Raw genomic sequence first — 15,079 nt, forward strand, 5'->3', positions numbered from 1 at the left:
CCTACCTTGGTCAAGCTGGTTTAGTCGTTAGTATATTGGTTGGTCTTACGTCAATAGCTGTTGCCTTTAACCGCATTTATACAAATTATAGCTCCCAAAAATATAAGAAAGTTGAGCTATATCGGCAGTTACAAAAGCTTTGTGGCACCGATGCTAGCGCCAACTTACCTGAAATATTAGTCATTTTGCATTTGTTCACACGCGCTCACCTTACAAACAAAGAAATTGAATGGTTCATCTGGACGCCTGGAGCATTCCGCTACCTGTCTGAATATGGGCGAAAAATTGAGCTAGTAGATATCGACTATGGGAATGATACTTTTAAGTGGAGAGGTAAGCTCAGTGACGGACTGAGACGATTGGGATGTATCGCTGTTTTATCAATTCTCTATTTCGTTACAGGAGTTGTTGGCATAGTACTCTACCAGCTGGCATATAAGTACTTCAGTCTAGATAGCTTTCTGTCGGTCATAATTACCATTATTTCGGTTATTGCTGGCTCAATTTTTTTGATAATGGCCTATCGGTTCCTCAATAAAGTGCTCATATTATTCCCACCGGAATACTTGGTTGGGGTTAAATTGCTAGGAGACAGAAGGATTGAAGAGCAAGTCGAAGTTGCAATTGCACCAAAAGATAAAAAACGCGACGTTATTTTTATGTGTAAGTACTAATCGGTCAGATTTTTGATTCAGAAAATACACGGAAGGGTCAAGTCTTGTATTTTTCACATGAACAACAACCAATCTAAGCTTCGCAGTTAACTAAGAAGTATCAACACGATTTCCCCCTTTAATTTCGTCACGAATAGGAATACGGCTTCGTGGATGAATTGTTTTAGCGTTGCTGAGAGGGGAATCGAGTTAACAGCTAAGCACAGTGTTTAACAAAAACCTGAGTTCGTAAGCAGTAGCTAATTATAGGTGTCTTAGGAGATAAAAGAGGGCCACGACCGACCGAAGGATCGCTTCGTAGCGTGAAGAGGTAGGCAGTTCGAGATAAGGATTGACGATAATAGAGCATGATTATAACCGGGCAGAGGGCGCTATGGAATGTGGAGTGTATTAGGGAAGGAGTGTTGGGGCAGGCCTTGCTTTTTTACCTCACAGCGGCTCTTAATTAACAAGGCACTCTTTTAGTTAGATAAGGTGTAGTGCAGATATTTTCACTCGGTTTTAGGGAAGTGGGCAGCTAAAGCTCGGCCTGCAAGGGTTTCATTATGATTGTTAGGCTAAAGCCTGACCTACAACGATTCACTAGCCCGACCTACAAGGGTTGTACTGTGCTTGTTAGGCTGAAGCCCGACCTACAAGGGTTGCACTGTGCTTATTAGGCTAAAGCCTGGCCTACAAAGGTTTCGCTGTGCTTGTTAGGCTAAAGCCTAACCTACAACGATTCATTAGCCTGACCTACAATTGCTAGTTAAAGCCCGACACCAGCGTGGGGTGGAGAGTTCGGGGATATTGACTGTGTTCTCTGTCTATTTGTTGACAAAGTTCAACGCTGGCGATTAAATGCGTCCCTAATATTTATAATAAGAAATTCAACTAACAATGAAAATATGCAAGGACGTATCGTTAATCATTTTCACCATGCTAGCTCTACAAGCGTGTGTCTCCGCAGATATTGTATACACCGAAACCCATGCCATAGGAGATAAATCTAAAATCACCGAAGATGCGGAGCAAGTGTTTCATCACGACGGCAACTACAAATGGGCAGGTATTGTTGTTGGCCCCGTTGTTCCCCTTCCGATCCCTTTAACCATTCCCTATGGTCAAACAGGCACAACGTCATGGGTTGTTGATGGAAAAACAGTTTATTCAGAGTATGTAACAACGAAAGTAGACGGGGCGACCTGTACCATATTAATTGGGCCGTACTGTGGCACTGAAGTTACATGGGGTAACCTTCTTTTTGGCAGCATTCGCTGGCACTAGCTCTATCAGCTAAATTGAGGTATTCACAGAATGGGGTTGGGCTTTGCTCAATGCAGAGCTTACAGTAATGTATGGGCAATTAGAGCTATATAAACGGTTTTACTCAGTTGTGACGCGTTACCGTGTGATTTCGCCTCTGCCTCTAGGTATTGTTGGGGCCAGCGGGGTAAGTTTAGTTAGATTGGATACCATGCTTTCACACATGGATTAGCTAATTCTACATCTGACTGAATAAACGTGTGTTGTTAGTGCTATCGTCAATTGCTCCTGTATTCCCTATTACCGATAAAAATTGACCTGCAAGGATTGCAATATGTTCGTCAGGCTGAAGCCTGACCTACCAGGGTTTCATTATAATTGTTAGGCTAAAGCCTAACCTACAACGATGCACTGTGCTTGTTAGGCTAAAGCCTAACCTACAGGGGTTGTACTGTGTTTGTCAGGCTAAAGGCTGAACTACACACCTAAAAGCCTGACCCTCAGCGGCTTTGTGGGTGCCATATTATTATGGGATTTGCTTTGCTAATGATTGAAAAAGTGAGAATATCATCAATCTGCTGTATATGGAGGTGTCAGCGTGGGTGTTATCTTTCCTATGATCATGTCGTTACCGGCTTATTTCTTTCTTTGTATTTTTGCCTTTGGTTTGGTTGACGATATCAAGCTATTCACAGGTTTATGCCTTATCGGCGTGCTCTTAAGCCTGTCTAATATTTACTTTTTGAGTAAGGCTAACTTTAAGGAAAGCTGGCAGGAACTAATACGGGCTTTTACTGATTCAACTCGCCTCGATGCGCTACAACAGCAAGTGGCTAAAAAAGAGAACCAACATCTACGTGGTTACGAGTGGCACAAAGTAGAGCCGGTGAGCTCTTTTACCTCGTTAGCGCTCTGTGCGGAAGGCTACAGGTCAGCGTTGTCGTTTAAAGATAAAGTCGTGTCGTTAAATATCCTTGGCTTGGTTATGTTTTTCGTTGCAATCGTCGCAGCTATTATCGTGCCAGCGGAGGGAGTTATTCCAGGGTATGAACTGACTCGCTCACCCACCTTGGAAGGGGGCATCTTTTTATTGTTGTTACTTTTTGCCGCCTATAAAACCTTTTCCCCTAAAAACACGTTCTATTTTGACGAGCAGGGAGTGTATTTGTCGAACGTGGCGTGTTTGTCAAAGGACACCTGTATTATGGATACCAGCGACATCGATAGCTTGCAGATTATCCGCTATGCTAGGCGCAACCAGCCACTACGCATTGACTATCAGCTCAACGTTGTAGCGCGCAGCGGCGAGCGCATCAATATTCTGGAAACCAATAGCTCAAGTGCAGCCTCTGACTACGCTAATAAGCTTGCTAATCTATTCAAGAGCAAAGTGATAACGCTAAGCTAGAGGCATTTTGGATACATGGGGATGGGAATCGCTGAGATAAGAGGCACTCAAAGGCTTAAGTGCCATCGTACTTTATCCACCTCACACGGCCGTTGGAGCCTAAGGCAACTACAACGATTACTATGTTATTTCACACTTTATTGCTGTTAATTTTTGTCTCTGCATGCACTCATATTATTGCTGATAGTCGCCATAGCAGCGCGCTGTGCTATGTGTTTAAGCCCTTAACGACCGTGCTAATTGCCGTGTTGGCATATACCCAAACAAGCGCGCTTACACTGATAGAGTATTGGGTATTTGCAGGGTTATTCTTCTCCCTTTTAGGCGACATCTTTTTAATGTTGAAAAAAGACTACTTTTTACAAGGGTTGGTCGCGTTTTTTATCGCTCATTTAGCTTATATCATCGCTTTCATTTACAACACCGAGTTCGTTCTGAGCCCCTTATTGCTGGTGGCACTAGTCATATACGCAGGTGTTCTTATCCGGCTACTAGATAAGCACCTAGGTGCGTTGCGTGGACCTGTTTATGCCTATGCTACTGTGCTTAGTCTCATGGTTTTGGCAAGTTATATCTTTTGGCAGAGCTCAGGTTACCCGCTCAGCGTTTATGCCTTTATTGGTGCACTGCTGTTTATGGTGTCGGATTCCATCCTAGCCTACGGTCGCTTTGCTAAAAGTTATCCATGGACTCAGCCGATGTTACTTGCAACCTACTACCTAGCCCAGGGCTGCATTGCGTTGAGTGTGACTCATCAAGGTTAGCTGCGAGGGCTCAGCTAGGGCACATGAATCTTCTCGGTAACGCACTTTAATAAGCTGAGAGTGTCAATTGCCACTTGTTTAGCAAGGCTTGATATTGCCCTGATGCTTTGATGGCTTTAAGTGACTGGCGAAGTCGGATGGCAAGGTCTGCTGGAAGCTTCTTATTGGCAGTAATATGCAGCTCGCTGGGGAACTTGGGGAGGTGCAGTTTCTTTTCAAGCCGATTGGGGTCAAGGCCGATGCTGCGAAGTTCTTTATCTAACGACAAGGTGTTGGTAAGTACTAAGTCGGTGCGCTGTTTGTAGAGCATTTTCATTAAGCTGGCAGGCTCGGGGGCCAGCACTAAGTCATGTTGCAACGAAAAGCCAGCTTTTTGTAAGTATTGGTGGCTATAATAACCGCGCACCGTGCTTACTCGTAGCCCGCGAGCACTTTGCAAATCAGTTAACTTAAACTGCCGCTCTTTAAGGCCAACCAGATAGGCGTGAGCATTAAAAACAGAGCCTAAAAAGATGAATTCAGTCTCTCGCTGTGGAGTTTTTAGTAACGAAATCATCAGTGTGTTTGGTGTTGTTCGCAGCTCTTTAAATGCTCTTGCTTGAGGCATAATTTCCACCTGCCCTTGGCAACGGCACTGTGCTAAAACAATATTGACCACATCGACTAAGAAGCCTTGTGGTTGTTTTTCAGAATCTTCAAAGTGTAACGGGTATAAATCTTCCGCTACAAACCTTAGCGGTGCTGAGGACCACGCTAAGGTGGGCAAAGCCAGCATCAATAACCACGCCAAAAGAGCAATACATGCGCGCATAAGTTACACTTTATTTACACCTTAAAGGACTAGCTTGCCGCAGTTATGCGCATTTTTCCAGTGTTTTGGCATGCCCAGGTGAGTTTTAATGCAAAAAAAGCTTTATAAATGGTTAAGTGGTGAACATACAAGCTCGTCCGGTTCTCATCCTCAGCGCTCATTGGGTTTTATCACTCTTTAATTATCAGCTTAAACGGATAGTAGCGGTCGATGCTGTCTTTATAGCCACCAACAATCACCTTGCCGTTGGATGAGATATTACTGATAGTGACTCTTTTTATCGCTTTATTTGGGTTGAGCTGTTTTACAATGTCATCAAGAAAGTAAATTTGCTTTTGATGCCATAAGATAGGGCGATAAGTATCAATGTAATTTTCACCTTTATACTTTGCTGAGCCGAGGAATTTTGTGCCATCCCCTGACATAGCTGTGATCATGGCTGTGGCCGCCTCAGCTGGTATTGGCAAGGTGCTAAAACCATTAAACTCGTTCCATACCATGGGCGTATCGATGCTACAACGTCCACCAATAGTGTGTCCGTCATGAGAGACGTCCTCGGCAATAAAGTGGCAGTCCTCTGGCGCGATGATAGGGGTTATAGAGTTATCACTTTTCCACACATAAACTTGCCCAGGTATGCTGCCAACAATCACGCTGGCGTCTTCTGAGCTGTATGTTGCGTTACGCCACTTTACTTTGTCTTTGCCTGTACCAATCTCTTGCAATGATTTACCTATTTCCCACCGGAAGGCTCGTATATCCGATTGCCAGCCGGTATAGCCGACCACGGTTTTACCGTCTGCCGAAATGGATATCGCGGTGTTGATGTAATGGCTTTTTAGTTTGGGCACAGTGCGCATTTTTTGCTGCTTGGTCCACACAAAACTGGCCCCTCCATTATGGCCGACGATGACCTTGCCATCATCAGAGATATCCATGGGGAGCAGTACGTTGCGGTTATTTAACAGGCCAAGGTGGGTATGGCCGTCGCGCTCACTCCAATGAAATGCCATAGGGATTTTATCATCATGCTCATCCACTTTTTTGCCGTACACAACCACGTGCGAGCCGTCACCATTGACTAATATCGCTCTTGTCCCTTTAGGTGCTTGATAAGGGTTAGGTATCATTTCTAATTGGAAGCTTAACTGGGCGCGGGTGGGTAGTGATTGCAAAAGAAGAAAAAAGCAGGCGATCAGCCAATGGAGTTTGTTCATCGTTTTTCATTTCCCTAAATGATTGAAGTGATAGTGCTGGCGGCACTACAAAAGTCCTTAACTGATTAATAATAAACTGTAATTTTGTCTTATGAAATAGCTAATAGAGAATGGTTATCACGCTTTCGTGGCAACCTATATGAGCTTGGATTTTTATCAGGGCGGATAAAGTTCATAATTAAAGGGCTCAGCTCTAGGTTGTCGCCTTGTAGATATGGCGTGTTATATTTATTCTTACTGTGTTGGCTTTGCTTTACTCAAGTGCGAGAAGAGTGATTAAGCCAGCTTATAAATAATCTGTAATTAAATAACGAAGAGGCTGTATGCAAGAGTCTGAATTAATGTCACAAGTGGGCCAGCGTAAGCAGCAGCAAAGCGAACTGGTTAACATTGTGCACCAGCACTATGGCGATTATGTGTTTGATTCTCCCGACGCCATCACCACCAGTGAAAGTGTTTATTTCCCCATAAAGGAAGGAGTGTTAGCTGGCTACTGGCTCGATACCGATGCCTCGGATTACCCCATGTTGCAGGGCAAAGCAGTGGCGACAATTGAAAATCTCTATTTCTTTGTATTCACGCCACAACAAATGCAGGAACTGGTCCTCGACGCCAGCGCGGACGAAGAACAATAACGCCGGTATAAAAACGCCCAGAAACCAAGAGCAAGGTAGGTGTTTAGCCCAGACTTTATGGCCGATTTGCTCGCTACTTTAAGAGCATATTAACCGCCATAATAACCAACAACAGTGCAAATATTTTCTTAATGGTGGTCACAGGTAGGGATTGCGTGGCCTTGGCCCCTAGAGGCGCGCTAAACCATGAAGTACAAACTATTCCCGCTAACGCTGGCAGGTAAACAAAGCCAGCAAAACCATCTGTAAGGGCGAGATGTTGCGCGCCTGCACTGATGTAACCCATTGAGCCGAATAAGGCAATAACAATGCCGCATGCAGATGCACAGCCAATGGCTTTTTTCATATCCACAGAGAAAAAGTTCAACAGCGGCACTAAAACTGCGCCGCCGCCGATACCGATCATGGCCGATAAGCCACCGGTAAGAGTTGTTAGCGTTGTTAGTACTGCTTTATTAGGCAAGGAGCGTGCATTGGTGCTGGTACTTTTATTGCCCATCAGCATTTTTATAGCGATGGCAAACACACTAACAGCAAATACCCAGCGCACCACGTGCTCAGGTAATAGTGCTGCCATAAAGCCGCTGATCAGGGCGCCTAAACCAACACCTAGCATCACCCAAGGCGCTAACTGCCAGGGAACGTTGCCATGTTTATGATGAGCGATGGCCGACGACGTAGATGTAAACAAAATCGATGCCAATGAGGTGGCAATGGCGGTAACTACAACCTGCTCAGGGGGCAACACGTCAAAGTGCAGCAAAATTATGCTCAGAATAGGCACAATGACGAGTCCGCCACCAATGCCAAGTAAACCCGCTAAAAAGCCCACAGCACTGCCCAGTATTGCGCAGAAAACAAATAGTACGGCTAACTCACTCATTTCATTATTCTCTTTGTTATTTGCTTGAAACGGCTAATGACCCCTGCAAGGGGGGTATCGCGTTATCTAGCAATCCGCCTATTGTGACTTGATTGCCACCTGAGGCCTGAGTATATCAACATCATTGCGGCAATTAGTGCTGCTAAGTCATGAATATTCCTCAGCTTTTACTTGAGGAAAATACATCTTTATGTATGGGTGGCTAGAAGTCTAGGTGTTTTTGGGGCGGTGTGCTCATGATTTGCCAGGGCTTTTTGAGGGAATAGCAACAGCTTTGCCAGCAAATGAATCATGCTCATGTTTTACCTGAAATTAAACCGTTTTTCTTCATCCAAGTATGTACGTATAACTTAAGCCATGTTGCTGAGTAAGTTGACTCACACAGCCACAGCGGTCATCACCCTGGCTGCATCAGCATACTCAGCACGAAGACGTTTGCTTTCACCTTAGGAATTTGGATACCAACGAGTCATGAAAAAAGATTTCACATTTACCATTAAGAGCATTTGTCTTGATGAGCACTATACGCCGTCAGACACTACGCGTATTACCACTAACTTTGCTAACCTGGCTCGCGGCGAGAGCCGCCAACAAAATTTACGCAACGCCTTAAGAATGATTGATAATCGTTTTAATGCGTTGGCCAATTGGGATAACCCCGAAGGGGACCGTTACGGCGTAGAGCTAGAAATTGTGTCGGTAGATATGCACATTGACGGCGATGAACAAGCCTTTCCATCGATTGAAGTGCTGAAAACCAACATTATCGATCATCGCACCAATGAGCGTATCGAGGGCATTGTTGGCAATAACTTCTCCTCATATGTGCGCGACTATGACTTTAGTGTGTTACTGCTAGAGCACAACAAAGATAAAGAGGGCTTTAGTGTCCCCGGTGATTTTGGTGAACTGCATGGTAAGCTGTTTAAGCATTTTGTTGAGTCCAACACTTACAAACAGCATTTTGCCAAGCCACCTGTTATATGCCTTAGCGTGTCAGACAATAAAGTTTATCGCCGCAGCGAGAATCAACATCCAGTCTTAGGTGTTGAGTATCATCCCAACGAGTCATCATTAACCGAGCAGTATTTTAAAAAGATGGGGCTTCAGGTGCGTTACTTTATGCCGCCAAACAGTGTAGCGCCGCTAGTCTTTTACTTCTTTGGTGACTTGTTAAACGATTACACCAATTTGGAGTTGATCAGCACCATTAGCACCATGGAAACCTTCCAGAAAATTTATCGCCCAGAGATCTACAACGCCAACGCTGTAGCGGGCAGCTGTTATCAGCCTAACCTGAGAAATGCGGACCATTCGCTCACGCAAATTGTCTATGACCGCGAAGAGCGCAGCCGATTGGCGATTGCCCAAGGTAAATTCGCCGAGCAGCACTTTATTAAACCCTATCAGTCGGTACTTGAGCAGTGGTCTGCCAACACCGCTTTATAAATAACAACAACCTAGAAGAGTGCTGATAATGAACAAGTTATTACCCACCTCAAGCGCCGGCAGCCTACCAAAACCGGTATGGTTGGCTGAGCCGGAAACACTGTGGTCACCATGGAAATTGCACGGTGACGCGTTGATTGATGGTAAGCAAGATGCCCTGCGGGTAGCACTGCATGAGCAGCAAGTCGCTGGGACCGATATTGTCAGCGATGGCGAGCAAACACGACAACACTTTGTGACCACCTTTATTGAGCACCTTAATGGTGTTGACTTCAATAACCGCAAAACTGTGAAAATTCGCGACCGTTACGATGCCAGTGTGCCTTGCGTGGTTGGCCCCGTCTCTCGTAGCAAGCCGGTTTTTGTCGCTGATGCCGAGTTTCTTCGCCAGCAAACCACACAACCGATTAAATGGGCGTTGCCAGGGCCGATGACCATGGTCGATACCTTGTATGACGAGCATTATCAAAGCCGCGAAAAGCTAGCCTGGGAGTTTGCCAAAATACTTAACCAAGAGGCTAAAGAGCTTGAGGCCGCTGGCGTTGATATTATTCAGTTTGATGAGCCAGCATTTAATGTATTCTTTGACGAGGTTAACGACTGGGGCATCGCATGCTTGGAAAAAGCGATTGAAGGGCTGAAATGCGAAACCGCTGTGCATATCTGCTATGGCTATGGCATTAAAGCTAATACCGATTGGAAGAAGACTCTGGGCACGCAGTGGCGGCAATATGAAGAGGTGTTTCCGAAGTTACAAACATCAAATATCGACATCATTTCCTTGGAATGCCACAAATCCCATGTGCCTATCGAGCTACTGGCGCTGATCCGAGGCAAAAAAGTGATGGTGGGGGCCATTGATGTGGCCACCCACAGCATTGAAACCCCTGAAGAGGTGGCCAGCACGTTGCGTGAGGCACTGAAATATGTGGATGCTGACAAGCTCTATCCTTGCACTAACTGTGGCATGGCGCCTTTGCCTCGCTCGGTAGCAAGAGCCAAACTCAGTGCGCTCAGTGCCGGAGCTGAGATTGTACGTAAAGAATTAAGTGCCTCGTAACGGGCTTAAGCTAACCTTCAAAGTATAAGGTAGCTAATGGCACTCATTCGCCAAAGGCTACTTTTTTACAACTAGGTATGGCATTGTCGGCTTGTACAGTTCATCAGTAAACAAGCTCACTAATCAGAGCTTTGCCCTTGATACACTCGCCTAAACTTTTGCGCTTGCCACGTTGGTGCGTCTGGCTGTGCATCCATAACGATAAGGGTTGCATAAGCTTTGTAGGTGCCTTGCTTGGACTCATCCACCATCCAAATAACCCAATCGGGTACAGTGTTACTGTTTAAGTCTAAAACGGCTTTCAGTCTGAATTCAAAGTATTGCTGTGGTGTATTTATGAACAGCTGATTGTTTTTATATTGCACTGCCTGTTGAGCAAGAGTCGATAGCGTATAGTTACTCTCATTGAGCTGAGGTCCAAACGAGGAGGGTATGGAGCGTAAGTCTAGTTTAGTTACTAAGGGAGTTAAATCTGGCAAGGCAAGTTTATTACTAACCAGTTTATTGCTTTTTTGGATTAACCCTTGTACTTCACAAGGTAAATACTCAGTTTTAGCAAGGTAATTGTCGCTGGTTTCTTTTAAGTGATGTGCTTTTATAAGTGATAAGTAGTCTTCACAGTTACGTGCAACGTCGCCTGAATCGAAGTAAACAGGATGACGAGTTGCGCCTAAAAACGCACCGTCATCGAGGTTGTCCAAAGTGCTTTGGTCTAGGTAGTTATACTGTGCACTCGCACATGAAGAGATAAACGCATACAAAAGTGTTATCTTTTTCATTTTATTTTTTCCAGCAAATCAGCTTCACTATTTCTTCGGGTTGGATACATATCGCCAAAATTTGTAACTTTAAAATCAATATTTTACAGTTGTATTTTTGAGTTATATAAAAATGATAGAGTGGTTAATAGGTTATGGTTTATAATATTATTATAATTAAATGTGTTTTTGTTAATTTTTTTGATGATTTTAAATTTTATCGCTGAGTTTTTATTTTTTCGCTAGTTATTACTTCCAATTAGCTGGAAAATAGAGCCCTTCAAAATTAAATACAAGAGAGGTTCATAAGGTACGTCATTAATTGCAGAGCCTAGAATGGCAGGTGGGAGGCATTGGCATGTTGATTGGTAAGGTATTGATTCTTTCTCTTATTGCAGGGGCTTTTGTTAGCTCCCCTTCAATAGCTGGTGAAACTTCAACTCTAGAACCTAATAAAGCATGGTGGACTGTGAAAAAGTTTTGTGCTGAAAAATCTAATATCACGAAGCTTCCGGTATCGAAACTAAATCCAGATTGGGAGTACATTACGGTCTTCGATAAGAGCTATTTAGAGGAGACGTTGCCTGAGTCTCAATATCTGGATATTCAGAGTTCCCCATTAAAATTCTCCATTCGAGCGAACTTAGATGACGAGCCTAGTGAAGAGCGTATTATCGTGGGTGTTTATAAAACGAAATCCGCTCAGCAAGGACGATTTCTGGCGATTTTACGTGACTCTAGCGTAGTGAAAGTCTTTACTCACCAAGGAGGTGCCGGATACAGCAGCCTTTCTTATGATGGTGAGGCTGTGAGGTGGTACAAGTGCATGCAGTGTAGTGATTACGACTCTATATTTTGGTCTGGTACAAGCTTTACGCTTAATTAAAGCCCATAAAGTGCGAGCGCTGCTTTATATATAATAACGGCTGGCTGTTTTATGGTTGCTAGCCGTTATTATAAAAATAATGCTAATATAGAATAACTTAGAACTTGAACTCAACTTCAATCACACTCATTTTGCCTTCAACAATGGTGTGCCACCCACCGGTAAAGGTGCCGCCGTAAGAGGCTGCTAAGGTTTCCCCCACTTTTTGCGCTTCATCGTTGCTCCATAGCGGCCCTGCAAGAACGTTTGTTTTGAAGCAGTCTGAGCCAGTATTTTTAACTTGCAATTCAACTTCCACAACACTCATCTCTCCTTGGACGACAGTGTTCCACTGTCCCGTCCATTTGCCCTGGTGTGCTGCCGCTACAAGGGGCGCTTTATCCTCAGCATCTTTTTGGTCCCAAATTGGACCTGCCGGAATGTTTACTTTAAATGTTGACATAATAATCTCCTTTTAATGACTTTAAATTCGATTCATTTGTGTGGTTTTGATATCCACGCTATAAAATTAGTCGCTGTGTGAATATTAACTATTACACTCGGTAACAGTTAATTATTATATTAAAAATCAGTTTGTTGCTTATATGGGGTCGGTTTGGGCTGCTATAGAATTTGGGAAACTACTAACTGATTTCAACTTTTGCTATTCAGCTAGGACCAGTGCTTACATAAATTTCACAAAACAAAAATGACAATTGTTATCATTTGCGCGTGGTGCTAGAATGCGCGCGTTTTTTGCTGTATCTCATATAGGGAAGAGATAATGAACGTATTTCAGTTTTCACTCGTAGGTGCTGCCGTAGGCGCAGCGCTGCTGTCGTCAGATGCATCTGCCAACACCTCGTCGTCGCAAGAGCTAGACAAGGTTGAGCGCATTAGCGTCTATGGTCGCCATAACGAACTCGTGCTCAACAGTGGCACGGCAACCAAGTCGAATATGGCCTTGATGCAAACCCCCGCACCCATTGTTGTGGTTGATAAAGCCTTGCTGGATCAGCAATCGGCTGACACTTTGCAAGAAGCGGTGCGTAATGTCTCCGGATTAGCACAAGCGGGCAATAACTATGGTGTCGGTGATAATCTTATTATTCGTGGCCTAGGCGTTAACTACACCTATGATGGCATGTATGGTGGCGCTGATTTAGGCAACGCCTTTAACCCAACGCGGTCGATGACCAATGTGGACAGTGTTGAAGTGCTTAAAGGCCCGGCTACGGGGTTATATGGTATTGGTGCCGCTGGTGGCGTTATTAACCTAATTGAAAAGAAGCCACAAGACCAAGCCCAGTATGAAGTGGCGGTTAATGTTGGGCAATGGCAAAGCTACGGGGTGATGTTTGATGCAACTGGCGCACTCAGTGAGAACTGGGCTTACCGCGCAGTCGTCAATCACCAATCGAGTGATGGTTACCGCGATTTAGGTAGTGAGCGCAGTGAGTTTTATGGGTCATTGCGCTATCAGGCAAGCGATAACCATCGTTTGTTATTATCAACGGCTTATATTGACGATGAAGTGCAGGTAGACTCCGTAGGCTTTCCAGTGCGTATTGTTAACTGGGATAGCATTGACGGTGACTACCCTTTGAGTGGTGCTGATCTCCCCAATGATGCTGCGAGCGAAGCGCTCCAGCTAAATGCCGAGCAACGTCAACAACTGGCGCTGAGCATTAACCAAAACGATGGGCTTGAGCCCTTTGATCTCGGTGATGGCAATGTAATTTCACCGCTAAGTCGCCCTAATGCTGGTACCGAGCAACGTGTGAAGCTGCGGTGGGATTGGTATCTTGGTGCCAATACAGAGCTTACGCAACAACTGCAATTTCGCGATTATGAGTCTGATTTTGTGCGCCAAACTGGAGCTTACAACTATGTGTATTGGCAGCGTCGAGGCACCATTAATCTAGCGCCGCGTGCACCGCTAATGGTCGATGGTGAACTCTACCCCTATGCAGCGCGACGCCAAGAATATCGCAAGCAGCATGCGCAAGAACAAATGTTTCAGTACTTTGCCGATCTGCAGCATACGTGGGATTGGGGCTCGGTAGTTGGTGAGCACTTACTGAGTGTGAATGCAGAAAAACGCGATATTAGCCTTAAAAGCTGGTCAATTTACGATGCCGATGGCGCCGCTGCGGATGCCAACGCTGTTGATTATATTCTTGATATCCGTAACCCCAACTGGCCAACAGGGCATTTTGAAGACTACAGTCCAGTGCTGCGCAGTCACTATGATAAAAGTGTCGAAGCAGTGGGGATAAGCGGCCAAGAAGTTCTTTATTTAAGTGATGCACTTACAGCGCGTGTGGGCGCAGCATATACGCGCATTAAGCAAAGTTATCAGCATCGAGGCACTGCGCGAGTACCCGAAATCAGCCTAGAAAACGACAGTGATGATGCCGGTATGACCTATAATCTAGGCCTCAACTATCAGCTGTCATCGCAATTATCGACCTTTGTGAATGTGTCGAAAGGGCGCACGGCCTATAGTATTTTAGGGTCAGTAAGTGAAAATCAAGCGGATAATCGCCCTGATTCTGAATCCGAGTCATTGGATATTGGCGTGCGCTTTACTGCCTTAGAGGAAGACTTACTCGGTTCTTTAGTGCTATTTGACACCCGACGCACTAATTTACGCTACGCCAATGAGGCGTTTAACGACAATCCCAATGACCCCGAGTTCAACATCAGTGTGCCACAATATTTTTATGACGATGAGGACTCCACCAAAGGGGTGGAGTTTGATCTGAATATGGCGCTCAGCGAGGTAATGTCGGTCAATGTTAATGGTACTTACCAGGACGCAGTGACTGTGCGTGCAGGCGAGCGCTCTGGGCAAATAAAAGGGGTGCCAAGGCGCTTTGCCAGTACTTGGTTACGCTATGATATGAGCGCCTTTGAGCTTGCACATCCTGTGGCAGTGAATCTCGGAGTGACTTATGTTGATGAGCGCACTATTAATTCCACCGCATTTGGCTTGCCTAAATCCGTGGTCCCGAGCTACGTGCGTTGGGATGCCGCCTTTGCCTACGAGGCGGATAACTACAAAGTCCAATTAAACCTAGATAACCTATTTAATAAGCGTTACTACGAAAAGGCACTTTTCCTAGGCGGCTTGCCCGGAGAGGAAAGGAACCTCGAACTCAGTGTTCATTATCAGTTCTAACTAGGCGCCTTCGGGCGCTTTTTTGTCACTCATGGGTGTTGATAGGGGATTTGTAAGACCTTTAGTTAGTTGTTTTTAAAGCACTGTTCTGTTTATGCTAACGGTTGTTTATTCACCCTTCGGAGT

Annotated in this window: 14 protein-coding genes; 9 read left to right on the forward strand and 5 right to left on the reverse strand. The window is 44.9% G+C overall.

Annotated elements, in window-relative coordinates; translation table 11 throughout:
* The 4 genes from W04_RS18955 to W04_RS06335 form a co-directional block, all read left to right on the forward strand.
* Positions 1-674 (forward strand): hypothetical protein (locus W04_RS18955; protein WP_053910223.1); only part of this gene is annotated, 674 nt, incomplete at its 5' end.
* Between the two features lie 879 nt (positions 675-1,553).
* Positions 1,554-1,940, forward strand: a complete 387-nt coding sequence (locus W04_RS06325; protein ID WP_022946228.1) for a hypothetical protein — start codon at positions 1,554-1,556, stop codon at positions 1,938-1,940.
* Between the two features lie 577 nt (positions 1,941-2,517).
* A complete protein-coding gene (locus tag W04_RS06330) occupies positions 2,518-3,327 on the forward strand; it encodes a hypothetical protein (RefSeq protein ID WP_157576314.1) in 810 nt (269 codons plus the stop codon).
* Between the two features lie 122 nt (positions 3,328-3,449).
* Positions 3,450-4,091, forward strand: coding sequence for a lysoplasmalogenase (locus tag W04_RS06335; protein ID WP_053910225.1), 642 nt, complete (start codon positions 3,450-3,452; stop codon positions 4,089-4,091).
* A gap of 46 nt (positions 4,092-4,137) precedes the next feature.
* Here the strand turns inward: W04_RS06335 and W04_RS06340 are convergent, their stop codons facing one another.
* Entirely contained in the window at positions 4,138-4,902 is a 765-nt protein-coding gene (locus tag W04_RS06340) for an ABC transporter substrate-binding protein (RefSeq protein WP_053910226.1), read from the reverse strand.
* A gap of 170 nt (positions 4,903-5,072) precedes the next feature.
* Positions 5,073-6,119: a hypothetical protein gene (locus tag W04_RS06345; protein ID WP_053910227.1), complete on the reverse strand. Its 1,047-nt coding sequence runs from the start codon at positions 6,117-6,119 to the stop codon at positions 5,073-5,075.
* Between the two features lie 323 nt (positions 6,120-6,442).
* On the opposite strand from W04_RS06345, the gene W04_RS06350 reads away from it, so the two are divergent.
* Positions 6,443-6,754, forward strand: coding sequence for a hypothetical protein (locus tag W04_RS06350; protein ID WP_045978266.1), 312 nt, complete (start codon positions 6,443-6,445; stop codon positions 6,752-6,754).
* Positions 6,755-6,827: 73 nt separating this feature from the next.
* Here W04_RS06350 and W04_RS06355 read toward each other — a convergent pair whose 3' ends face one another.
* Entirely contained in the window at positions 6,828-7,637 is an 810-nt protein-coding gene (locus tag W04_RS06355) for a sulfite exporter TauE/SafE family protein (RefSeq protein WP_053910228.1), read from the reverse strand.
* Between the two features lie 471 nt (positions 7,638-8,108).
* Between W04_RS06355 and W04_RS06360 the strand changes: the two genes are divergently transcribed.
* Both W04_RS06360 and W04_RS06365 read left to right on the forward strand, forming a co-directional pair.
* Entirely contained in the window at positions 8,109-9,086 is a 978-nt protein-coding gene (locus W04_RS06360; RefSeq protein WP_053910229.1) for a DUF1852 domain-containing protein, read from the forward strand.
* Positions 9,087-9,114: 28 nt separating this feature from the next.
* Complete coding sequence (locus W04_RS06365) at positions 9,115-10,146, forward strand: methionine synthase (protein ID WP_053910230.1); 1,032 nt, start codon at positions 9,115-9,117, stop codon at positions 10,144-10,146.
* Between the two features lie 119 nt (positions 10,147-10,265).
* Here W04_RS06365 and W04_RS06370 read toward each other — a convergent pair whose 3' ends face one another.
* Positions 10,266-10,925 carry a hypothetical protein gene (locus W04_RS06370; RefSeq protein ID WP_053910231.1) on the reverse strand — a complete coding sequence of 220 codons (660 nt, stop codon included), beginning with the start codon at positions 10,923-10,925 and terminating at the stop codon, positions 10,266-10,268.
* A gap of 337 nt (positions 10,926-11,262) precedes the next feature.
* Here W04_RS06370 and W04_RS06375 point away from each other — a divergent pair, with 337 nt between their 5' ends.
* Positions 11,263-11,790, forward strand: coding sequence for a hypothetical protein (locus W04_RS06375; RefSeq protein WP_157576317.1), 528 nt, complete (start codon positions 11,263-11,265; stop codon positions 11,788-11,790).
* Positions 11,791-11,887: 97 nt separating this feature from the next.
* Here the strand turns inward: W04_RS06375 and W04_RS06380 are convergent, their stop codons facing one another.
* Positions 11,888-12,232 (reverse strand): mannan-binding lectin, encoded by a 345-nt coding sequence (locus W04_RS06380; RefSeq protein WP_053910233.1) that lies wholly within the window; start codon positions 12,230-12,232, stop codon positions 11,888-11,890.
* 321 nt (positions 12,233-12,553) lie between these two features.
* Here W04_RS06380 and W04_RS06385 point away from each other — a divergent pair, with 321 nt between their 5' ends.
* Positions 12,554-14,953: a TonB-dependent siderophore receptor gene (locus W04_RS06385; protein WP_053910234.1), complete on the forward strand. Its 2,400-nt coding sequence runs from the start codon at positions 12,554-12,556 to the stop codon at positions 14,951-14,953.
* The last annotated feature ends 126 nt before the right edge of the window (positions 14,954-15,079 follow it).

It is taken from the genome of Pseudoalteromonas sp. SW0106-04 (assembly GCF_001293805.1).
GTDB classification, from domain to species: domain Bacteria; phylum Pseudomonadota; class Gammaproteobacteria; order Enterobacterales; family Alteromonadaceae; genus Pseudoalteromonas; species Pseudoalteromonas ruthenica.